Annotated in this window: 22 protein-coding genes; 12 read left to right on the forward strand and 10 right to left on the reverse strand. The window is 69.5% G+C overall.

Annotated features, from left to right (window positions below):
- Positions 1-5: 5 nt before the first annotated feature.
- The 5 genes from nadA to KEC57_RS00125 all read left to right on the forward strand — a co-directional run bounded on the left by nadA (position 6) and on the right by KEC57_RS00125 (position 6568).
- Positions 6-1355 carry a quinolinate synthase NadA gene (gene nadA / locus KEC57_RS00105; protein ID WP_229382493.1) on the forward strand — a complete coding sequence of 450 codons (1350 nt, stop codon included), beginning with the start codon at positions 6-8 and terminating at the stop codon, positions 1353-1355.
- 132 nt (positions 1356-1487) lie between these two features.
- Complete coding sequence (gene nadB / locus KEC57_RS00110; RefSeq protein WP_229382494.1) at positions 1488-3308, forward strand: L-aspartate oxidase; 1821 nt, start codon at positions 1488-1490, stop codon at positions 3306-3308.
- Positions 3302-4159 (forward strand): carboxylating nicotinate-nucleotide diphosphorylase, encoded by an 858-nt coding sequence (gene nadC / locus KEC57_RS00115; RefSeq protein ID WP_229382495.1) that lies wholly within the window; start codon positions 3302-3304, stop codon positions 4157-4159. The genes nadB and nadC overlap by 7 nt, the downstream gene beginning before the upstream one ends.
- Positions 4160-4190: 31 nt before the next feature.
- On the forward strand, positions 4191-5339 hold the full coding sequence (locus KEC57_RS00120; RefSeq protein WP_229383642.1) for a cysteine desulfurase family protein: 1149 nt from the start codon (positions 4191-4193) through the stop codon (positions 5337-5339).
- A 248-nt stretch (positions 5340-5587) separates the two neighbouring features.
- Positions 5588-6568, forward strand: a complete 981-nt coding sequence (locus tag KEC57_RS00125; protein WP_229383643.1) for a glycosyltransferase family 2 protein — start codon at positions 5588-5590, stop codon at positions 6566-6568.
- Between the two features lie 88 nt (positions 6569-6656).
- Here the strand turns inward: KEC57_RS00125 and KEC57_RS00130 are convergent, their stop codons facing one another.
- Positions 6657-8705: an ABC transporter ATP-binding protein gene (locus KEC57_RS00130; RefSeq protein ID WP_229383644.1), complete on the reverse strand. Its 2049-nt coding sequence runs from the start codon at positions 8703-8705 to the stop codon at positions 6657-6659.
- Between the two features lie 99 nt (positions 8706-8804).
- Here KEC57_RS00130 and KEC57_RS00135 point away from each other — a divergent pair, with 99 nt between their 5' ends.
- Both KEC57_RS00135 and KEC57_RS00140 read left to right on the forward strand, forming a co-directional pair.
- Positions 8805-9017: a hypothetical protein gene (locus tag KEC57_RS00135; RefSeq protein ID WP_229382496.1), complete on the forward strand. Its 213-nt coding sequence runs from the start codon at positions 8805-8807 to the stop codon at positions 9015-9017.
- A gap of 181 nt (positions 9018-9198) precedes the next feature.
- Positions 9199-10716, forward strand: coding sequence for a DHA2 family efflux MFS transporter permease subunit (locus KEC57_RS00140; RefSeq protein ID WP_229382497.1), 1518 nt, complete (start codon positions 9199-9201; stop codon positions 10714-10716).
- Between the two features lie 96 nt (positions 10717-10812).
- On the opposite strand, the gene KEC57_RS00145 is transcribed toward KEC57_RS00140, so the two are convergent.
- From KEC57_RS00145 to KEC57_RS00160, 5 genes are all read right to left on the reverse strand, one after another.
- Positions 10813-11322 (reverse strand): hypothetical protein, encoded by a 510-nt coding sequence (locus tag KEC57_RS00145; protein WP_229382498.1) that lies wholly within the window; start codon positions 11320-11322, stop codon positions 10813-10815.
- A gap of 35 nt (positions 11323-11357) precedes the next feature.
- On the reverse strand, positions 11358-11480 hold the full coding sequence (locus tag KEC57_RS18805) for a hypothetical protein (protein WP_267492015.1): 123 nt from the start codon (positions 11478-11480) through the stop codon (positions 11358-11360).
- A gap of 60 nt (positions 11481-11540) precedes the next feature.
- A complete protein-coding gene (locus KEC57_RS00150; protein ID WP_229382499.1) occupies positions 11541-12383 on the reverse strand; it encodes a DNA-formamidopyrimidine glycosylase family protein in 843 nt (280 codons plus the stop codon).
- A gap of 129 nt (positions 12384-12512) precedes the next feature.
- On the reverse strand, positions 12513-13196 hold the full coding sequence (locus tag KEC57_RS00155) for an aquaporin (RefSeq protein WP_229382500.1): 684 nt from the start codon (positions 13194-13196) through the stop codon (positions 12513-12515).
- The gene (locus KEC57_RS00160; protein WP_229382501.1) at positions 13193-13543 is read right to left on the reverse strand and encodes an ArsR/SmtB family transcription factor; all 351 of its coding nucleotides are present in this window, start codon (positions 13541-13543) and stop codon (positions 13193-13195) included. Before KEC57_RS00160 ends, KEC57_RS00155 begins: the two co-directional genes overlap by 4 nt.
- Positions 13544-13629: 86 nt before the next feature.
- Here KEC57_RS00160 and KEC57_RS00165 point away from each other — a divergent pair, with 86 nt between their 5' ends.
- Genes KEC57_RS00165 through KEC57_RS00175 form a run of 3 tightly spaced genes read left to right on the forward strand, consistent with a single transcriptional unit; the run spans position 13630 to position 16356 of the window.
- On the forward strand, positions 13630-14946 hold the full coding sequence (locus KEC57_RS00165) for an FAD-dependent oxidoreductase (RefSeq protein ID WP_229382502.1): 1317 nt from the start codon (positions 13630-13632) through the stop codon (positions 14944-14946).
- A 36-nt stretch (positions 14947-14982) separates the two neighbouring features.
- Positions 14983-15891: a metalloregulator ArsR/SmtB family transcription factor gene (locus tag KEC57_RS00170; protein WP_229382503.1), complete on the forward strand. Its 909-nt coding sequence runs from the start codon at positions 14983-14985 to the stop codon at positions 15889-15891.
- 39 nt (positions 15892-15930) lie between these two features.
- Positions 15931-16356: an arsenate reductase ArsC gene (locus KEC57_RS00175; protein ID WP_229382504.1), complete on the forward strand. Its 426-nt coding sequence runs from the start codon at positions 15931-15933 to the stop codon at positions 16354-16356.
- On the opposite strand, the gene KEC57_RS00180 is transcribed toward KEC57_RS00175, so the two are convergent.
- The 3 genes from KEC57_RS00180 to KEC57_RS00190 all read right to left on the reverse strand — a co-directional run bounded on the left by KEC57_RS00180 (position 16347) and on the right by KEC57_RS00190 (position 18543).
- On the reverse strand, positions 16347-17168 hold the full coding sequence (locus tag KEC57_RS00180; protein WP_229382505.1) for an MIP/aquaporin family protein: 822 nt from the start codon (positions 17166-17168) through the stop codon (positions 16347-16349). The two genes, KEC57_RS00175 and KEC57_RS00180, sit on opposite strands and share 10 nt — an antisense overlap.
- Before the next feature lie 140 nt (positions 17169-17308).
- Positions 17309-17782, reverse strand: coding sequence for a DUF1990 family protein (locus KEC57_RS00185; RefSeq protein ID WP_229382506.1), 474 nt, complete (start codon positions 17780-17782; stop codon positions 17309-17311).
- Positions 17779-18543 carry a patatin-like phospholipase family protein gene (locus tag KEC57_RS00190; RefSeq protein ID WP_229382507.1) on the reverse strand — a complete coding sequence of 255 codons (765 nt, stop codon included), beginning with the start codon at positions 18541-18543 and terminating at the stop codon, positions 17779-17781. The genes KEC57_RS00185 and KEC57_RS00190 overlap by 4 nt, the downstream gene beginning before the upstream one ends.
- A 290-nt stretch (positions 18544-18833) precedes the next feature.
- Here KEC57_RS00190 and KEC57_RS00195 point away from each other — a divergent pair, with 290 nt between their 5' ends.
- Entirely contained in the window at positions 18834-19184 is a 351-nt protein-coding gene (locus KEC57_RS00195; protein WP_229382508.1) for a LysR family transcriptional regulator, read from the forward strand.
- A 100-nt stretch (positions 19185-19284) separates the two neighbouring features.
- On the forward strand, positions 19285-20658 hold the full coding sequence (locus KEC57_RS00200; protein WP_229382509.1) for a pyridine nucleotide-disulfide oxidoreductase: 1374 nt from the start codon (positions 19285-19287) through the stop codon (positions 20656-20658).
- Between the two features lie 29 nt (positions 20659-20687).
- Here KEC57_RS00200 and KEC57_RS00205 read toward each other — a convergent pair whose 3' ends face one another.
- Positions 20688-21251 (reverse strand): dihydrofolate reductase family protein, encoded by a 564-nt coding sequence (locus tag KEC57_RS00205; protein ID WP_229382510.1) that lies wholly within the window; start codon positions 21249-21251, stop codon positions 20688-20690.
- Positions 21252-21324: the final 73 nt, after the last annotated feature.

Here is a 21324-nt window from a genome sequence, read left to right on the forward strand (position 1 = left end):
CCGACATGCCTGCCGTGAACATCGCCCTCCAGCCCCGGCCCGACACCGATGCATCCGTCGACCACGCGATCCAGGCGATCGTCGCCGGCGCCGGGGCCGGCGAGACGTGCAACACCGATCTCGCGGCCGGTCCGTGGGACTTCGACACGCGCCCCGGCTACGGTCCCGGCTCGTCCATGGGCGACGTCATCCCGACCGGTTCGCCCCGACAGGGCGAGCTTCCCCAGGAGTACCGCGAGGCCTCCGAAGAGGACCTCGACCGGCGCATCCGCGCCGCGAAGGCGACCCTCGGCGAGCGCGTCGTGGTGCTGGGCCACTTCTACCAGCGCGAAGAGGTCGTGCTGCACGCGGACTATGTCGGCGACTCGTTCCAGCTGGCCAACGCCGCTCTAGAGCATCCGGATGCCGACGCCATCGTCTTCTGCGGTGTGCACTTCATGGCCGAGACCGCTGACCTCCTGTCACGCCCCGAGCAGGCGGTCATCCTCCCGAATCTCGCGGCGGGATGCTCGATGGCCGACATGGCCGACATCGATCAGGTCGAGGAATGCTGGGAGCAGCTCGCCGAGATCTACGGCGACATGGATCAGGCGGATGGCGACGGCCTGGTTCCGGTGATCCCCGTCACGTACATGAACTCGTCCGCGGCCATCAAGGGCTTCGTGGGGCGCCACGGCGGGATCGTCTGCACCTCCTCCAACGCGCGCACGGTGCTCGAGTGGGCGTTCGAGCGCGGGCGCCGCGTGCTGTTCTTCCCCGACCAGCACCTGGGCCGCAACACGGCCAAGGCGATGGGCGTGCCGCTCGAGCAGATGCCGATGTGGAATCCGCGCAAGGCGTACGGCGGGGCATCCGTCGATCAGCTCGCCGATGCGCGCGTGATCCTCTGGCACGGCTTCTGCTCGGTGCACCGCCGCTTCAGCGTCGACCAGATCGATCAGGCGCGCGCCGAACACCCCGGAGTGCGGGTCATCGTGCACCCGGAGTGTCCGATGGAGGTCGTCGACGCCGCCGACGAGGCGGGTTCGACCGACTACATCCGCAAGGCGATCGAGGCGGCGGACGAGCCGACCACGTTCGCGATCGGCACCGAGGTGAACCTCGTGCAGCGTCTGGCCGCGCAGCACCCGCAGCACGAGATCTTCTGCCTCGACCCGGTCGTCTGCCCATGCTCGACGATGTACCGCATCCACCCGGGCTACCTCGCCTGGGTTCTCGAGGGGCTCGTCGCGGGTGAGGTGCTCAACCGCATCACCGTTCCGCAGGATGTCGCCGACCCCGCGCGCCTCGCCCTCGAGCGCATGCTCGCGGCGAAGCCTCCCGGGGCCCCGGTCGTGGCCGGAAGCCCGTCATGACTCCCGGTGCGCCCGGTGCTGTCCGCCCCGTCACGCCCGTGTCCCGAAAGACACCATTCCCGGCCGCGGTGGCCCGCGAAATCGGGACATCAGCGCACGAAAGCGGGACGCGCATGAGTAAAGCGGGGACGCATGAGTGATGTGAGGGCGATCGTGGTCGGTTCGGGCATCGCCGGCCTGCTGACGGCGCTGCATGCGGTCGAGCACGGCTGCCGCGTCACGCTCGTCACGAAAGACGTGCTCGAGCACGCCAATACGCGCTACGCGCAGGGCGGCATCGCCGGTGTCATGTTCGACGACGATCGGGCCGAGGACCACCTCCGCGACACTCTCGTCGCAGGCGCCGGGCTGAGCGACCCGGCCGCGGTGCGCGTTCTGGTAGACGAGGGCCCCGACCGCATCCGCGAACTCGTCGCACTCGGGGTCGCATTCGACCGCGACGGTGCGGGCGCCTACGTCAAGGGTCTCGAGGCGGCGCACTCGTACCCGCGTATTCTTCACGCTGGCGGCGATGCCACCGGCACGGCGATCGAGAAGGCGCTCGTCGCTCGGCTGCGCGCGAGCGACGTCACCGTCATCGAGCACGCGTTCCTCGTCGATCTCGTGCTGACGGAGGGCCGCGTGACGGGCGTCGAGCTTCTGGTCGGCGAGCAGACTGGTCCGGGTCCTCTCGGCACGGCCACCGCTCCCATGATGCCGGGGCGCCACGACGTCATCTCGGCCGATGCCGTAGTGCTCGCGACCGGCGGCGCAGGCGAGCTGTACGCCCACTCCACCAACCCGCCCGTCGCGACCGGCGACGGGATCGCGGCCGCCATCCGGGCGGGCGCCGCCGTCGCCGACCTGGAGTTCTTCCAATTCCACCCCACTGTGCTCGAAGGCAAGGCGGGCGCAGCCGGTTCGGCGACGAGCGAATCGTTCCTGGTATCGGAGGCCGTGCGCGGAGAGGGTGCGACCCTCATCGACGAACACGGTCGCCGATTCGCGTTCGACGCTCACCCCGATGGCGAACTCGCCCCTCGCGACGTCGTCGCGCGGGCCATCGCGCGCCAGATGGAGCTCCAGGACGGTCGTCCGGTGCTCCTGGACGCCACGCACCTCCATTCCACGGATGCCGCCTCTCGAGCCGTCTTCCTCGCCCGGCGCTTCCCCACCATCGACCGCGCCGTGCGCGACCGCGGCCTCGACTGGGCCCGAGAGCCGATCCCGGTGACCCCCGCGGCGCATTACCTCATGGGCGGCATCACGACCGACCTCGAGGGACGCACCTCCCTGCCGGGGCTGTACGCCGTGGGAGAGGTGGCCCGCACAGGTGTCCACGGCGCGAACCGGCTGGCGTCGAACTCACTGCTCGAAGGCGCCGTGTTCGGCGCCCGCGCGGGAGACTCCCTCGCCGCGGACGCGGCATCCGGGAGTTGGCCCGCGAAGGACGGGGCAACCGCGCGGACGTCGAGTGTCGCGCCGCAGCCTCGGATCGACGCCGCAGCAGCCCGGTCGTTGCGCGAGCGAGGCGCGACCGAGGCGAAACGTCCCGCACCGCCATTCTCCCGCCCTGCGCTGCAGGAACTCCTCTGGGCGAACGCGGGACTCGTGCGCGATGACGAGGAGCTCGGGAACGCGGCGTCCATCATCGCCCGCTGGCGCGCCGTGGCTCGCGCGCCGCGCACCGAATACGAGTACGAGAACGAGAACCTGCTCCTCGTCGCCGAGCACCTCGTCACGGCCGCCCGTGCGCGGCGCGAGTCGGTCGGCGCACACTTCCGGTCCGACGCCCCCGCGGCCGCAGCTCCTCAAGATCCGAGCGTCCCGGCGATCGAGGCCGCTCCCCTTGCCGCGGTCGCCCCGAATCCGAGGAGTTCCGCCCACTCGACAGCCGCGTCCTCGACACCGCCCTTCTCCGACGCGCGAAGCTCCGTCCACCCCACAGCCCTGGAAGAGGTCGTCGCATGCTGACGCACGCCATCATCGACCGCGTCGTCGCGGCCGCCCTCGAAGAGGATGCACCATGGGGCGACGTGACGAGTGAGTACCTCATTCCCGAGAACGCATCGGCGCGCGCCGACCTCGTCGCACGCGAGCGCGGCGTGTTCAGCGGCGGCGAAGTCTTCGAGGCGGCGTTCCGCCTGACCGACCCGCGCATCGAGGTGCAGCTCGTCGTCGAGGACGGCGAATGGTTCGAGCCCGGCGCGGTGCTCGCGGTGGTGACCGGTCCCGCGCGCGGCGTGCTCACCGCCGAGCGCATCGGCCTCAACTTCGTCCAGCGGATGTCGGGAATCGCGACGCTCACGGGGACCTACGTCGCCGAGGTCGCCCACACGAAAGCCCGCATCGCGGACACCCGCAAGACGACTCCCGGACTTCGCGCCTTCGAGCGCAAGGCGGTGCGCGACGGTGGTGGCCGCAACCATCGTCATTCGCTCTCGGACGCCGTCATGGCCAAGGACAACCACCTCGCGGTCCTGGCGCAGAAAGGTGCGTCGATCACGGATGCACTCGTCGCCGCGAAGGACCGACTCCCCCACACGACGCATCTCGAGGTGGAGGTGGACCGGATCGATCAGATCGAGCCGGTGCTCGCCGCGGGCATCGGCACGATCATGCTCGACAACTTCACGCTCGAGCACCTGCGCGCCGGCGTCGCACAGGTGGCGGGACGCGCTGCCGTCGAGGCGTCCGGGGGCGTCTCGCTCGAGACCGTCCGCGCGATCGCAGAAGCGGGCGTGGATGTCATCTCGGTCGGCGCTCTCACCCACTCCGCGCGCGCACTCGACCTCGGGCTCGACGTGCGCATCGACGCACCCTGACGGCGCAAACCGCGAAGCGAACGCCATGAGCATGCTCTACCTCGACAACGCGGCCACGACACCCGTGCGCCCCGAAGTGCTCGACGCCATGATGCCGTTCCTCACGCGGTGGTTCGGCAACCCGTCGAGCCATCACACCGTGGGCGAGGCGGCCGCCGACGCCCTGGCCGATGCGCGGGCGCGCGTCGCGCGCATTCTCGGCCTGCGTTCGGGCGACATCGTGTTCACGTCCGGCGGCACGGAGGCGAACAACCTCGCGGTCAAAGGCATCGGGATCGCCGCTGCGACTGCGCGCGCCGCCGCGCATGTGGTGACGACCCCGATCGAGCACGAATCGGTCCTCGAATCGGTCGAGTACCTCGAGCGCATCCACGGCTTCGCCGCGACCTACGTCCCCGTGGATTCCTCCGCACGTGTGGCCGCCGATACGGTCGCAGGCGCCTTGCGACCCGACACCGCGCTCGTGAGCATCGGGTATGCGAACAACGAGGTCGGAACGATTCAAGATGCCGCAGCGATCGCCTCGGTCGCGCGCGAGCACGGCGTGCCCGTGCATCTGGACGGCGTCCAGGCGGCCGGGTGGCTCCCGCTCTCGGCGGTCGACCTGGGCTACGACGCCATCTCGCTGGCCGGCCACAAGCTGGGCGCGCCGAAGGGGACGGGCGTCTTGGGCGTGCGCGGACGCGTCCCACTCGAACCGCTGTTTCACGGTGGCGGTCAGGAGCGCGGCCGCCGCAGCGGCACCGAAGACGTCGCCGGCGCCGTCGGGTTCGCGACCGCGCTCGACCTCGCCGAAGCAGAGCGGGCAGCAACATCCGCCCGCGTCGCCGCACTGCGCGATCGGTTCATCGAACGCGTGCTCGCCGCGGTTCCCGCCGCCGCACTCACCGGCGATCCGGTGCACCGGCTGCCAGGGACGGCGAGCTTCACGTTCGCCGGCACGAGCGGTGAGGCAGTGCTTCTCGAACTCGAACGACGCGGGGTCGTATCATCGAGCGGATCGGCGTGCGCGGCGGGCAGCGACGAGCCCTCGCACGTCCTCGTCGCGATGGGCGTGCCGCCCGCCGTGGCGCAGACCGCGGTGCGGTTCACGTTCGCCCACACGCTCGCAGAGCCCTTGGATGCGGTTGCCGACGCCGTCGCGGCATCGGTCGCCGCCGTCGCCGATCCCGGTCGCTGATCTCGGCCCGAGCGGATCCGGGCCCGAGCGGATCCCGGCCCGAGCGGATCCGGGCCCGAGCGGATCCGTGCCCGAGCGGATCCCGGCCCGAGCGGATCCCGCCCGCCGCACGAGATCGCGCCCGCGAGGTCATCAGGGGGTCCTCCGCGAACCCTTCGACCGAGTGTCGATCATCCACCCGGCGAACCGAGCCGACGCAGGCGCGACCCGCGTGCCGAGAGCGCCCATAGGATCGTGATGTGCCTGCCATCGTGACCGTGATCGTGCCGGGATACGATGTCGCGGAGTACGCGCGCGAGGCCCTCGATTCGCTCCGATCGCAGACGCTCCGTGACTGGGTCGCGGTGCTGATCGATGATGCGTCGGGCGACGAGACCGGCGCGATCTTCGATGCGGCCGCCGTGGAAGACGCGCGTTTCCGTGTCGTGCATCATCCGGAGCGACGCGGATTGGGAGCGGCGCGCAACACCGGGCTGGACCTGGTGAGTACGCCCTTCGTCGCCTTCCTCGACGCGGACGACCGCATGACGCCGCGCGCGCTCGAACTGCTCGTCGACACGGTCGTCGCGAGCGGCAGCGATTTCGCTCTCGGCGCGTACGTACGACTGCGGCCCGACTCCGCCGGCGGGTACACCGCGGGCGAAGTGCAGCCGTGGGTCGCGGCGGCCACTGTCCCGGCGCGCTCCCGAGCGACGCTCGAGGATCACCCCGAGGCAACAGGCAACATCGTGGCGTGGTCGAAGGTCAGCCGTGCCGACCTCTGGCAGCGTGACGGACTACGCTTTCCGGTCGGCAAGGTCTACGAGGACCAGATCGTCGCACAGCAGATGTACACGCGCGCCCGCTCGTTCGACGTCATTCCGGATGTCGTCGTCGAGTGGCGCGAACGGGCGGACGGATCATCGATCACGCAGCACAAGAGCGAGCTGCCCGTGCTGCGCGATTACCTCGAAGCGCTCGCCGGCGGCATCGCGGTGCTCGATACCGCCGGCCACCTGCGGGCTGCGGCATCCCGGGTGCGTCTGATCCTGGCGATGGATCTCCCGCCACTCGTCGAGCTGGCGCGAGATCATCCCGACGATGCCTACCGACGCGCTGTCGGCGAATTCGCCCGTGAGCTGTGGGCACGCATCGACGCCTCGGCTTTCGAGGACGGTCTTCGCGACGAGCCAGGCGACGACGGACCCGACCATCGGGTGACCACCCTGACGGCCGCCCGGCTCTGGTAGCGAGGGACGCCCCGACGAACGACGCGGACTGCAGCCACCCGGACGACACCGCCGCGCTGCCGGCCACCGGTGCTGCCGAATCGACCGTCTAGATCTCGGGAGCGCCGCCGCGCACCCATGCCGGCGGGTCGGCGAGGGCGGAGTGGCGGTCGGCGGCGGTACGGACACGGTTCGCCGCGGCGCCGCTGTCCTCCGACGGAGGTCGATCGGCTCGTCGGTCCGGATGATCCGCCGGCAGGTCGGCCGTTTCGACCTCGAGGATGCGCGACGATGCGAGCTGCTCTGCAGCGAGCTCGGTGTAGAGGCCTCCGGCCGCGAGCAGCGAGGAATGCGTGCCCGATTCGACGATGCGGCCGGCCTCCACGACGTGGATGACGTCGGCGGCGATCACGGTCGACAGCCGATGCGCGATCGAGAGCGTCGTGCGCCCCCGGGCCGCGGCATCCAGAGCCTCCTGCACCACGCGTTCGGACACGGTGTCCAGAGCCGAGGTCGCTTCGTCGAGGAGCAGGACGGGCGGGTCCTTCAGCAGCACCCGCGCGATGGCGATGCGCTGCTTCTCGCCGCCCGAAAGCCGGTAGCCGCGCTCCCCGACGACGGTGTCGTACCCGTGCTCGAAACCCGCGATCACGTGATGGATGTTCGCCGCGCGACACGCCGCTTCGATCTCATCCTGGGTGGCACCGGGCTTGGCGTAACGCAGGTTGTCGCCGATCGTGGCGTGGAAGAGATAGGTCTCCTGCGACACGATCCCGACGTGGTCGATGATCGACTCCTGGGTGAGCCGGCGGACGTCCTCACCGGCGAACAGCACGGACCCCTCGGATGCCTCGTACAGGCGCGGCGTGAGGTACAGCACCGTGGTCTTCCCCGCGCCGGAGGGCCCGACGAACGCGACGTGCTGGCCGGGCTCAGCCGTGAACGAGACGGACTGGAGGGTCGGTCGAGCGTCGGGCGCGGCATCCGGATAGCGAAACACCACGTCGCGGAACTCGATCCGGCCGAGCGGGCCGGGCGCCTGCTCGACCGAGATCGCGTCGGGGGCCTCGCCTATCGCGGGCACCAGATCGAGGTACTCGAAGATGCGCGCGAAGAGCGCAGAGGACGTCTGAAGGTCGAGCGAGACGCGCATGAGGCCCATCAGCGGCATCAGCAGCCGCGCCTGGACGGTGGTGAACGCGACGACGGTGCCCGCGGTGATCGCGTCGGTGCCGCCGGTGATGAAGTAGCCCGACACCAGGTAGATGACGGCCGGGACGCTCGCCATGAGCACCTGCACGACCGCGAAGAAGCCCTGCCCGCTCATCGCCCGGCGCACCTGCAGCCGAACCTGATTGCGGTTCTCGTCGGCGTAGCGTGCCGACTCGGTTCGCTGCCGGTTGAAGGACTTCGACAGCAGGATCCCCGAGACGCTCAGCGTCTCCTGGGTGATGGTGGTGAGCTCCGAGAGCGACTCCTGCGTCTCTCCGGCGATGCGCGCCCGCACCTGACCCACCCGCCGCTGCACGATCACGAGGACCGGCATGATGACGACGGCGATGAGCGTGAGCCGCCAGTCGATGAGGATCATCGCGATGAGCGAGGCGACCACGGTCACGGTGTTGCCGAGGATGCTCGTGACCGTGTTGGTCAGCACCCCCGACACCCCTCCCACGTCGTTCTGCAGACGGGATTGGATGACGCCGGTCTTGGTGCGTGTGAAGAAGCCGAGCTCCATCGCCTGAAGGTGATCGAAGAGCTTGATGCGCAGATCGCCCGTGACCCGGTTGCCTACGGTGGATGTGAGCCAGGTCTGCACCACGCCGACCGCCGCCGACATCAGGAACAGCGCCACCATGATCGCCACAAGTCGCCACAGCAGCGGGATGTCGGGCGGGGACCCGTCGACCGGGAACAGCGCATCGTCGAAGATGCGCTGCACGATGAGCGGCGGGATCACCGCGATGGCAGCGCCCGCGACCACCAGGGCCCCGGTGACCACGATCGACCACCGGTAGGGGCGGAACAGCGCGATGACGCGCGTTCCGAGATCCGGAATCGTCGGAGCCGCGGCATTCTCCCGCCGCTGCGCGGCGGTATCGACGGGGCGGAAGCCGGGATGGCCGCCGCCGCCTCTGCCGCCTCCGCCACCACGCATGCTCACCCCGCCAGCCTAGCCAGCCCGGCCGACGCCGGGATGAGGCGTCTACTCGGACGCGCTCCTGTGAGACGCACGCCGCGGCGCTAGGCTGACGGCATGACCTCGACGCCCGACGCCCCTGAACACGACGGCAGCGATCTCGCAGCCCTGCGCGAAGAGATCGATGCCCTCCAGGCGATCCCTCACGAGGAGATCGTCAACCCGCTGCCGAAGGATATCGAGGACCGCGAGCCCGCACCGCACGCGACCGACGCCATCGGCTCGGAGAAGTGGGACCGTCCCGCCGACGAAGAGTCGCTCGAGGGCTGACCCCTCGCGTCCTCGCGCACCGCTGACTCACGTGCGCCGAGCCGGGATCAGCGACTCGCATCGCTGATCCCGGTTGTATTTTCTCGCGGGAACGGGAATTCGGTGTCGGAAGCCACCGTTATTGTGAAGGCTTGCCATCCCCGGGTGGCATTTCTGCTGTTCCGACCCGAGGAGACGACCCATGGCCGCCATCGACACCACCCCCGGCACCGGCAGCATCCCGTCTGCCGCTCCGAGCCTTCCGACGCTGCGCCCCGAAGAGAGCCGGGTCATCTGGCTGCTGCTCGGCGCCGCGTTCGTCGCGATCCTCAACGAGACGACGATGGGGGTGGCGATCCCGCACCTCATCACGGATCTCGGCATCACCGCACTCGCGGCCCAGTGGCTGACGACGGCGTTCATGCTCACCATGGCCGTGGTGATCCCGATCACCGGGTTCCTGCTGCGCCGCTTCACCACGCGCGCGATGTTCATCGCGGCGATGGGACTGTTCTCGATCGGCACCCTGCTCGCGTTCCTGTCCCCCGGCTTCCCGATGCTGCTTGTCGCCCGAGTCGTACAGGCGTCGGGAACCGCGATCATGATGCCGCTGCTCATGACCACGATCATGACCGTCGTACCGGCCGCCATCCGCGGGCGCATGATGGGGCGCGTCAGCATCGTGATCTCCCTCGCGCCGGCGATCGGCCCGACACTCGCGGGCGCGCTGCTCGACACGGTCGGCTGGCGCTGGATCTTCGGCATCGTGCTTCCGATCGCCCTCGTGGCGCTTGCCGTGGGCGCACGCTGGATCCACAACCTCGGCGAGACCACCCACGCCCCCATCGACGTCCTCTCCGTGATCCTGTCGGCCTTGGGCTTCGGCGGCCTGGTCTACGGACTCAGCCAGCTGGGTGGCGGCGGGCACGGGACCGGAGCGGATGCCGCCGCCGCCGACGCTCTGTCGACCGTCTCGCTGGTCGTCTCGCTCTCGGTAGGCGTGATCGCTCTCGGCCTGTTCGCGTGGCGTCAGATCCTGCTCCAGCGCAAGGATGACGCGCTCCTGGACCTGCGCGTGTTCCGTTCGGCGAACTTCTCCCTGTCGATCGGCCAGATGGCCATCATGTCCATGGCGTTCTTCGGCGCGATCACCGTGTTGCCGCTGTACCTGCAGCGCGTAGCGGGGCTCTCCCCTCTCGACACCGGACTGATCGTGCTGCCCGGCGCACTCGCGATGGGACTCGCCGGTCCCCTCATCGGCCGCATCTATGACCGCTGGGGAACCCAGGTGCTGCTGGTGCCCGGCGCGATCATCACGAGCGCGATGCTGTGGTTCTATACGACGTACACTCCGACGACGCCGGTGTGGATCATCGCCGTCGCCCACACGCTGCTGTCGATCGGCCTCGCGCTGTCGTTCACGCCGCTGTTCACCGCGTCGCTCGCGTCGCTCCAGCCGAAGTTCTACTCGTACGGCTCGGCCGTCGTCGGGACGGTGCAGCAGGTCGCCGGCGCCGCCGGCATCGCCGTGATGTTCGGCGTCATGTCGTCGGTCTCTGCCGCCGCCACAGAGTCGGGTGCCGACACGCTCGCAGCCGAGGCGGCGGGCACCCAGGCCGCCTTCCTCATCGCGGCGATCCTATCGCTGCCGCTGCTGATCGGCGCCTTCCTCATCCGTAAGCCGGTCGACCAGCCCGAGGGTGCGTTCGCCGGACACTGATCGGCGCACGAACGACGGATGCCTCACCCCGCGGGGTGAGGCATCCGTCGTTTGCATGATCGACCCGTTCGCGAACGAGCGCCTCCGCGAACGCGTTCAGTGGTGGATGAACGCCTTGAGCAGAATCAGGACACCGCCGAACGCCGCTGTGACGAGCGCGCTCAGCAGGCGCGGAATCCAGTGAGTGCTCCATCTCGCGACGGCGATCCAGCCGAGCACACCGAGCAGGACCGTATTGACGATCAGCGCCGCCCACATCGCGCTCGTGTCGTCGATGAGATTGGTGGTGCCGAGCAGCAGGATGAAGAGCGGAACGATCGAGACGGCGATCATTCCGAACGAATGGCGCGCCGACGCGACGAGGCTTGCCCGCAGACCCGCCTTGCCGTCTGTGGCGGCGAGGCGTCCCAGCGTGCCGGCATAGACGTGGGCGATGTAGAAGACGAACACGGTCACGCCGACGGTGACCAGGGCGCTGGCCGAAGTGCTGTCGAGCGAGCGACTGACGACGATCATGCCCGAGACGAGGATGAGGCCGTAGACCGCTTCCTCGGACACCAGGATGCGCGCGACGCGCGGGGTGATCTTGAGCTGCTCGTCGGTCATCGTGACCTCGGCATCCCGCTCACGAATTTGTGCGCTCAGTCGGTGCTGCAGCTGCCGCCACCGCAGCACGATCCGGCGGACTCGACCACGGTGAGGAGGTTCTTGTCGTCCGCGACGGGTGCGAGGGCGGTCGGGGTCTGGAGCTGCGAGGTCGTCATGGTGCCCATGCTACCTGCGCTGCGAGGTGCACGGCCGCCGGCCATCTGATCGTCGCGTCTTCACAGCACGGCGCCGTCCGTCTGGCAGGTCGGGCAGTACTGCGCCGAGGTGCTCGAGAATGTGAAATCGCGGATGGTGTCGCCGCACGTGACGCACGTCTCGCCGCCGCGCCTGTGCACGCGCATGGACGCGACCTTCGCGGCCTTCAGCCCGTCGATCGGGATGCCGCGGCGCGCCTCGATGGCGCCGCGCACCGTGGTGAGCGTGGCGTCGAAGAGCCGGTCGGTCTCGTCGCTGCGTAACGCGGCTGCATGGGCGACCGGTGAGACCTGCGCGAGGTGCAGGATCTCGTCGGAGTAGGCGTTGCCGATCCCGCCGATCGACTCCTGCTCCTGCAGGATCGCCTTGATCTGCTTGCGTCGGCCCCCGAGCGCTGTGTCGAACTGTGCGCGCGTGAAGGACGGGTCGGCGGGATCGGGACCGAGCTTCGCGATCGCGGGCACCTCGGCCGGATCGCCGACGACGAAGAGCCCGAGCGAGACCCAGGTTCCGGCATCGGTCACCTCCAGAGTGGTGTCGTCGCCGAGATCGAATGCGGCGAGCGCCGGTGGAGCGACGGACGTCTCGGCCGACGAGTGCTCGTGGCGCGGTTCGCCGCTGTGCCAACGCGCCCAGCCGTGGCGACCGAGCGAGACGACGAGGTTCGCGTCGCCGACCGCGAGTGCGACGTGTTTGCCGTAGCGGCGTGCACCAGAGATCGTTCGCCCCACGAGGGCCGCAGGCGGTGTGGCCCTGGTCTTGACGGTGCGGAACTCGAGCACGTCGACGGCGACGATCTCACGCCCGGATGCCTCGTCGTCGAGGAATCGCGTGAGGGCCTCGACCTCGGGGGACTCTGGCATGCGCCCATCCTGCCACCGGCGTCCGACACGCGCGCCGGTCGTCGATGAGGACGCGAGCGTGGCTCCGGAGCGGTGGTGACGGTGACTGTGGCAGTCGGCTCGCCGTCGGCGAGGTGGTGATCGCTGGCGTCACGCGGCAGCCGCCTCGTTCGTGCTGAGGGGAAAGAGGATGAGGACGACCATGAATCCGAGTGCCGCTCCCACGAACTGCGCCGCGACGAACGGGAGCACCGAACCCGGCGCGATGCCGGCGAACGTATCGGTGAACATGCGCCCGATCGTGACGGCCGGGTTGGCGAAGCTCGTCGACGAGGTGAAGAAGTACGCGGCGCCGATGTACGCCCCGACCACCGGGCCGGCCAGCTGAGAGCGGCCGGTCCGCACCAGGGCGAATATCACCACAATGAGACCCGCGGTCGCCACCACCTCGGCGAGCAGAAGCGGCCAGGCGGAGCGATCCGTCGCACTCCAGGCCACGGCCGGGACGGCGAACATGACGTTCGCGAGGATGGCTCCCGCGATGCAGCCGACCACCTGCGCCGGCAGGTAGATCGCTGCGGTGGACCAGTGGCGACGATGCAGGGCGATGTCGACGAGGGTGACGACCGGGTTGAAGTGCGCTCCCGACACCCCGGCGAGAACGAGGATGAGCACCGCCAGTCCGAGCGCCGTCGCGAACGCGTTCTCGAACAGCTGCAGTCCGACATCCGTCGGTGAAAGGCGCTGCGCGGCGATGCCGGAGCCGACCACGACCGCGGCGAGACCTGCGCTGCCGAGGAATTCACCCACGGCAGCGCGCACGGTGCGCCTCACGATGCGACGAGAAACCGCGAGACCCGGTCGAGCGCGCCGGGAACCAGCGTGTAATACGCCCACGTTCCGCGCTTGCTGCGGGTGAGGAAGCCCGCGGTCGTCAGGATCTTCAGGTGGTGCGAGACCGTTGGCTGGCTCAGGCCGACCGGTTCGATCAGATCGCAGACACAGGCCTCGGCCTGGTCGGAGGCCGCGACGATCGACAGCAGTCGAAGCCGTGTAGGGTCCGCCAGCGCCTTCATCGTCGTGGCGAGCTGCTCCGCTTCCGCAGCCGTCAGCGGTTCACGCACGAGGGGCGTGCAGCACACGCCAGCGGTGACATCCGTCACGTCGAGCATCGTCGTCATGCATCGACAGTAGTCGATATTGACGAGCGTCGATGCAATACTCCACAATCAAGTATCGACGTTCATCAATATCCGTGGAGGCCGCCGTGACCCTGCTCGACCTGACACCTCGTGTGCCGACGACCGATCGATTGTCGACGCCCCCCGTCGCGATCATCGGCGCAGGTCCGATCGGACTGGCCGCCGCCGCGAATCTGGCCGAACGAGGCATCGACTTCGTCATCCTCGAAGCCGGCGACGAGATCGCGGCGGACGTGCGGGCGTGGGGACACACGCGCCTCTTCTCGCCGTGGAAGCACGTCGTCGATCCTGCATCCCGGCGCCTGCTCGAAGCGCGCGGATGGGAAGCACCCGAACCGGAGCGCGCGCCGACCGGCCGCGAGCTCGTGGAGAAGTACCTCGCGCCCCTCGGAGAGATCGAGGAGCTCGCGCCGCGGATTCGGCTGAATGCACAGGTGATCGCCGTCGCGCGGCAGGGCATGGACCGAACCCGCACGTCGGCGCGCGCGGCGAGACCGTTCACGGTGCGGATCCGCACCTCCGACGGATCAGCGGAGGATGTTCCCGCACGCGCTGTGATCGACGCGTCCGGGACATACCGCTCCCCCAATCCGCTGTCGTCGAACGGGCTCGAGCTGCTCGGCATGGCAGAGATCGCCGACGCCGTCACCCCCGCGCTCCCCGACGTGCTCGGCCGCGATCGGGCGAGGTTCGCCGGTCGGAGAGCGACGGTGGTGGGGGGAGGCCACTCGGCCGCCAACACACTGATCGGGCTCGTGGAACTCGCTCGGCAAGAGCCGGGAACCTCCGTCACGTGGCTGATCCGCAACACGAGCGCCGAGCGCGCCTCCTCGTCGGAGGACGACGAGCTGGTCGACCGCGCCCGCCTCGGCAGTCGTGCCGGCCGGGCCGTCGCCGACGGCCGCATCACCGTTCTCGACGAATTCGAGATCGTTCGGGGCCGCCGCACTCGCGACGGCGTGGAACTCGTCGGACATCGCCACGGTGAGGTCGTCGCGCACACAACCGACGTCGTCGTGAACGCGACCGGTTTCCGCCCGAACCTCGAGATCCTTCGCGAGATCCGCCTCGATCTCGATGACGTCGTGGAGGCACCGAAACGCCTGGCCCCACTCATCGACCCGAACGTGCATTCGTGCGGCACAGTGGAGCCCCACGGCTTCCGCGAGCTCATGCATCCCGAGAGCGGGTTCTTCATCGTCGGGATGAAGTCCTACGGCCGCGCCCCTACCTTTCTCCTCGCCACCGGGTACGAGCAGGTGCGCTCCGTCACGGCTTGGCTTGCGGGCGACGCTGCATCGGCGTCGACGGTCTCGCTGACGCTGCCCACGACCGGCGTGTGCTCCGCCGCCGCGGGTGAGGGAGACGGCTGCTGCTCGTGACGCTTCCGTCCCGGCTCAGCAGATAGACTCCCGTCTATGAGTCAGGCGGCGGACAGCGAGGCCCTCGCCACGCTCGCCGATCCCACGCGAGCGCGGATCATGCGCCTGATCCGAGACTCCGATGACGGCCGCGCGCTCGTCGGCCGGCTCGCCGAAGCGCTCGAGCTGCGCCAGCCGACCGTCAGCCACCACATGAAGGCCCTTCACGACGACGGCCTCGTCACGCGGGAGCCGGAGGGTCGGCGCGTCTGGTATTCGATCGCCGCGGGGCACGTCGACCGCGTCGACGCACTTCTCGGCGACACTCAGCGCGTGTCGGGGAATCCCGACTTGGACCGGATCGCGAACGATCTCGCCGTCCGGTTTCGGGGCGTTTTCAGCCCCGAAACCGTCCGCGCCAGCGTCGTAGAAAGCTACGCCCTGCTGGCGAGCGGCTCGCAATCGCCGATGCTGGCGAGCCGGACCGCCGCGTTCGCCGCAGCCAGACTCGACGCACTGAGCCGTGCAGCCTCGCCCTTCGAGGGGGCGCCGACCGTGCTGTTCGTGTGCGTGCAGAATGCCGGACGGTCCCAGATCGCCGCCGGGATCCTCCGGCAGCTCGCCGGAGAGCGGGTCGTCGTTCGGACGGCCGGGTCGGAGCCGGCGACGGATGTCCGCCGAACGGTGATCACCGCTCTCGACGAGATCGGCGTCCCCCTGGGCGGCGAGTTCCCGAAGCCGCTCACCGACGAAGCCGTACGCGCGGCCGATGTCGTGATCACGATGGGCTGCGGCGATGCCTGCCCGATCTATCCCGGCCGTCGCTATCTCGACTGGGACCTCGAAGATCCCGCCGGAAAGCCTTTGGAGCACGTTCGCGCGATTCGCGACGACATCGAGGTGCGAGTGCGCGGGCTTCTCGACGACCTCCTGCCGCAGCATCCGCTCGCCTCCTCATATCCATAGACAGTGGTCTATTCTTTTCGAGAGAGAAAGCGAGACCTCATGACCTCCCAGCCCACCGTTCTCTTCGTCTGTGTTCACAATGCCGGCCGCTCGCAGATGGCCGCGGGATTCCTGCGCTCCCTCGGCGGTGACGACATCGAGGTGCTCTCGGCCGGTTCCGCCCCGAAAGACGCCATCAACCCGGTCGCCGTCGCGGCGATGGCCGAACTGGGCATCGACATCAGCGAGCACATCCCACAGATCCTGACGGTGGACGCAGTCCGCGAATCGGATGTCGTGATCACAATGGGCTGCGGCGATGCCTGCCCGATCTTCCCCGGCAAGCGTTATGAGGACTGGGAGCTCGATGATCCCGCCGGTCAGGGCATCGAGGCGGTCCGCCTGATCCGCGACGAGATCCGCGCCCGCATCGATGCACTCCTGGCCGACCTCCGCTCGACGACGACGAGTCTTCGTCAGGCCTGATCGGGGCGTTCCACCTCGGTCGCGAGCGCGCCTTGAGCCGCGGCCGAGCCGCTGCGCCCTCCCCCATACCCGCGGAGCACGAATGCGAGGCCGACTGCCAGCACCGCGCCGACGACGGGTCCGGCGACGTAGACCCAGTACTGGCTGAAGTCGAGCGAGATCAGGTCAGGCCCGAATGTGCGCGCCGGATTCATCGAGGTGCCCGAGATGGGGCTCGCCCAGAGGCCGGCGAGGGCGATGTAGCCGCCGACGCCGATGGCACCGATGATGCCGATGTTCTGGGCGCCGGATGCCGTGCCGAGGATCACGCTCACCAGCCCGAGCGTGAGCGCGACTTCCATCCAGAACGCTTGGAGGCCGGTGTACCCCGCGGCAGGGTAGTTCGAGCCGTACGACGCGGACACCCCGATGACCGCGTGCAGGAACCAGGCGGCGAGCGTCGCTCCGGCGAGTTGAACGATGATGTAGCCCGGCACGCGTCTCCACGGGAAGTCTCCCCGCAACGAGAAGGCGAGCGTCACCGCCGGATTGAGATGTGCGCCCGAGATCCTGCCCATGAAGAGGATGATCCCCATGACCATCAGCCCTGGCGCGACCACTGCCGCCTCGCGGGAGATCGTGTCGGGGAACGCCTGGCCCATCATGCCGCCGCCGGCGGCAACGAGGACCAGAAGAAATGTGCCGAAGAGCTCCGACACCAGGCGCCGCCACTCCTGCCGGGGGTTTCGGAAGTCGTTCATCGGATCGATGACCTCGAGCTCGAACCACCTCTCGAACCGACCTCGAGTCGAATCCTGAGACACCTGCGCCATGGTCACTCCCTGCTCGTGTGGAGTGCAGGCGCCACGCGGCGTCCGCTGGATCGCAGGCTAGTCCCGCGCCGTCCGCGCAAGGAAGGGTGAGATCGAGAAATCACCCTGCCCGCTGAGCGACTCGGCCCCCGGGCTGCGGCTCAGCGCAGGGCGCGCAGGTAGCGCCGTCGCGCGATCACCTGGGCGACGCGAAGCAGGGGGTACAGCGCCCGCCACGGCTGCTGCTCGGCAGGCGCGGTGAGCGAGCGCACCGTCACGAAGACGTCGTCGCCGCGCCGGTGCACGATGAACGCTTCCTCACCGGACACCGGATGCCCGGGAAGAGTCCGGTACGAGAAGCCCGCCCGTGCGGCGGTGACCACGACCGACGCCACCTCGACGGGTTCACGGACCGTGACCCCGAGCACTCGCGCCGTGATGGCGAGCCGCTGCCCTTTCGACACGGGTCGCGAGGCGTCGACCGTGAACCCGCTCCGGGTCTTCACCGCCCACCGCAGGACGTCGGCCGACGCCCGCTCCCAGACGGCCTCGCCGGTGCCGATGAGCGCCGATACCTGCGACCGGCGAAAGCCGGGGGCCTCCGCCGTCCACTCATCAAGCTCGGGGCTCGTCATGCGACGCCCGGCGGTGAGGGCCGCGCATCCACCGCGTCCATCGCCGCGCGTGCCGCGCGACGCCCCTCCTCGACCAGCCGTGGGACATCGGCCATCGACCACTGCGCGAGCCCCTCCATCTCGGGCTGGATGAGGATCACCGAGCGATCCTCTTCGAGCTCGGCCGCGCTGGCGGCGACCCGCATCATGCGGACGTTCTCCCACTTGGCATGCAGGCGCACCACGATCACTCTCGCCGCGCCCAGCCGGCGAGCGGCCTCGAGCGGCACGTTGTCGACCATGCCGCCGTCCATGAGCACCTGACGACCGCGACGGACGGGCGGCAGCAGTCCGGGCACGGCGATCGTGGCGCGCAGCGCGACGTTGAGCGGGCCGGCGTCGAGCACCACGGCCTGCCGGGTCCGCAGGTCGGTCGCCACTGCCGCGAATCGCCGCGGGAGCTGCTCGATGAGCGGGTCGTCACCGAGCACCCGATGAATGGCGTCGGTCAGCGCGCCGGAGTCCAGGAGCCCCAGCCGCGGGGTGAGCGACATCCGGGCGATCGAGCTCCAGCGGAACGCGAGCGCCGCGTGCTCGATCGCCTCCAGCGGAACGTCAGCCGCGTACGCCGCCGCCACCAGGGCTCCGGAGCTCGTGCCTGCCACGATGCCGGGACGGATGCCACGCTCGCGCAGTTCCTGCAGGACGCCGACGTGCGCGGCGCCGTAGGCGCCGCCTCCGCTGAGCGCGAGCCCCAGTGTGCTGTCGTCCGTGGACACCATCGACGTCTCGCCTCCGCTTGTCGAGTCAGTCGAACTCGACGGGATCGCCGGGAAGGCAGCGGCCGAAATCCGTGAGATCACCCAGCGCGGTCGTACCCATGTGACGACCCTAGGCCACGGACGCGGCCGGCGAGCGGCGGCCGTGCCGAGCGCGGCGCGGACTCTTGCGAACCCGCTCGCCTATTCTGAACACGGAGGCGCGGAGACTCGGCGACAGCCTCCCGCGACACTCGGGCTCTCGGTGCTGCACCTCACAGCGAATTCCGCGGACGACCCTACGAAAGGCCCCCGTGAACATCACGCTCCTTCAACGGTTCATCGCCGTTGTGGCCGCAGACCTGCACGTCCCGCGTGCCGCAGATGCACTCGGCATCCCGCTCGCCTCGCTGAATTCGTCGCTCGACAAGCTCGAGGCCGAGGTCGGGCATCCGCTCTTCGTCCGTGCCAGATCCGGGTGGACGCTGACCGAGGCGGGCGCACTCCTGCTCGACGAGGCGCAGCGACAGATCGCCGAGGCGCCCACCCCCACGGCGAAGCCCAAGACTCCGGCAGGAGGCAAGGCCAAAGCGTCCAAGGGCAAGGGTCGAGCCCCGGCGGTGAAGGGCCAGCCGAAGCCCTTCAAGAAGCGCCAGGGCCGGTAGGCGCTGCCGCCCCGCCCGCAGCGCGGCGGCACGCGTGGCGCGGCGGTTCACGCCGTCCCGGCCCATTGACGCGCATCACCGGTGCTGCTGTGATGAGCCCATGGAGACGATCGTCGACGTCGACTACCTGGTCGTCGGCGCGGGGGCGATGGGGATGGCGTTCGTCGACGCGGTCACGTCTGCCGCAGATGTATCGGTCGCCATCGTCGATCGCCGCCACGGCGCCGGAGGGCACTGGCTCGACGCCTACGGGTTCGTGCGTCTGCATCAGGCATCGGCGTTCTACGGCGTCGCCTCGACCCTCCTCGGCGCCGGACGCCGGCAGGTCGACGGACCCGAACGAGGGCTGCACGAGCGAGCGCGTGCCGCGGAGGTGTGCGAGTACTACGCCCGCGTGCTGGATCGGCTCACGGCGACGGGTCGCGTCGTCTTCCACGGCCGCAGCGAGTACCGGGGCGAGGCCCGATTCGAGTCGCTGCTGAGCGGCATCCGCTTCCACGCGCCGCGCGCACGGCTCGTCGATGCGCGATATCTGTCACCCGACATCCCCGCCCTCACTCCCCCGCCGTTCGCCATCGGCGACGGCGCGCACGTCATCGCCGTCAACGAGCTGGTGCACCTCTCGCGGGCACCCGAGCGCTACGTCATCGTGGGCGCCGGCAAGACGGCGACCGACACCTGCGTGTGGCTGCTGCGCAGCGGCGTCTCACCGAACGCGATCACCTGGGTGCGCCCGCGCGACCCCTGGCTGCTCAACCGCGCCGTCGTGCAGCCGGACCCGGCCGTCTTCCTCGGCATGGCCGCCGACACGATGGCCGCGGCTGCCGGATCGACCAGCGCCGAGGATGCTTTCCTGCGGATGGAGGATGCCGGAATCATGCTCCGCATCGACCCCGCCGTTACACCGACCATGGCCAAGACGCCCACACTCGCGACGTGGGAGCTGGATCTCGTCCGCACGATCGACGACGTGATCCGCCGAGGACACCTCCGCGGGGTCGCCTCGGGGCGCCTGATCTTCGCGGACGGCGATGTGCGCGTCCCCGCCGACACGCTCGTCGTGCACTGCGCCGCCGAAGGGCTGAAGTACCCGGGGCTGCGGCCCATCTGGACCTCGGAGGCGATCACCCCGCAACCGGTTCGCGTGGGCTTCCCGTGCTTCGGGGCGGCCCTCGTCGGCTATGTGGAGGCCACGCGCGACGACGACGCCGACAAGAACCGCGTCTGCCGACCGTCGCCCTACTCGAACACCCCGGCGGATTGGGCGGCCATGCAGACGATCGGCGGCGATGCGTCCCTCGCGATGGCGCAGGAGCCCGATCTGCGCGCATGGTCGAACACCACCACGCTCAATCCGGTGCGCATCCCCGCGGACCGCGTCGAGGATCCGGCGGTGCGTGCGGCCACCGCGCGACTCAAAGAGCACATCGGCCCGGGCCGTGCCCGGCTCGCCGAGTTCGCAGGCCACGTGTGACCGTGACCGCGACTCGGGCAGCGAGGCGCTCAGCTCGACGAGTCGTGGACGACCCGGTACCGCTCGTAGACCACGCGATCCGCGAAAGTCCTGGTTTCGAGGAGTTTCAGCTCGATGGGTCGGGCGATCGGCGGCAGGAAGGGCGTGCCGCCGCCGACGGCCACCGGATTGCGGAACATCCGCAGCTCATCGACCAGACCGAGCTCGATTGCCGTCGCGGCGAGACCCGCGCCGCCGATCTCGACATGCTTGTCGGTCGCGGCAACTGCGGCCGCCACTTCCTCGGGAACGGATGCATCGGCGAGGCGGGCATTCCCCTCGACGCGGTCGAGGGTGCGGCTGAAGACGACCTTCGGGATCGCACTCCACTGGTCGGCGAACGCGATCGCCGGCTCGCCGTCGCGCAAGGAGGCATCCGTCTCCCAGGGCAGCATGGTCTCGTACAGCTTTCGACCGCACAGGATTCCGCCGAGCTCACGGACCTCGGCGACGTGAAAGAGGAACTGCTCGTCGCTCGGGACACTCCAGTCGAATCCACCGTCGCGATCGGCGATGAATCCGTCGACCGAAACGCTCATCGAGTAGATCAGCATGCCCGCTTCGCGCTCTCCACACGATCACCCTGCCACGATCACGGCGCAACGGGAACCGGAGTGCGCGCTGCCC

It is taken from the genome of Microbacterium allomyrinae, from assembly GCF_020682705.1.
Taxonomy (GTDB): domain Bacteria; phylum Actinomycetota; class Actinomycetes; order Actinomycetales; family Microbacteriaceae; genus Microbacterium; species Microbacterium allomyrinae.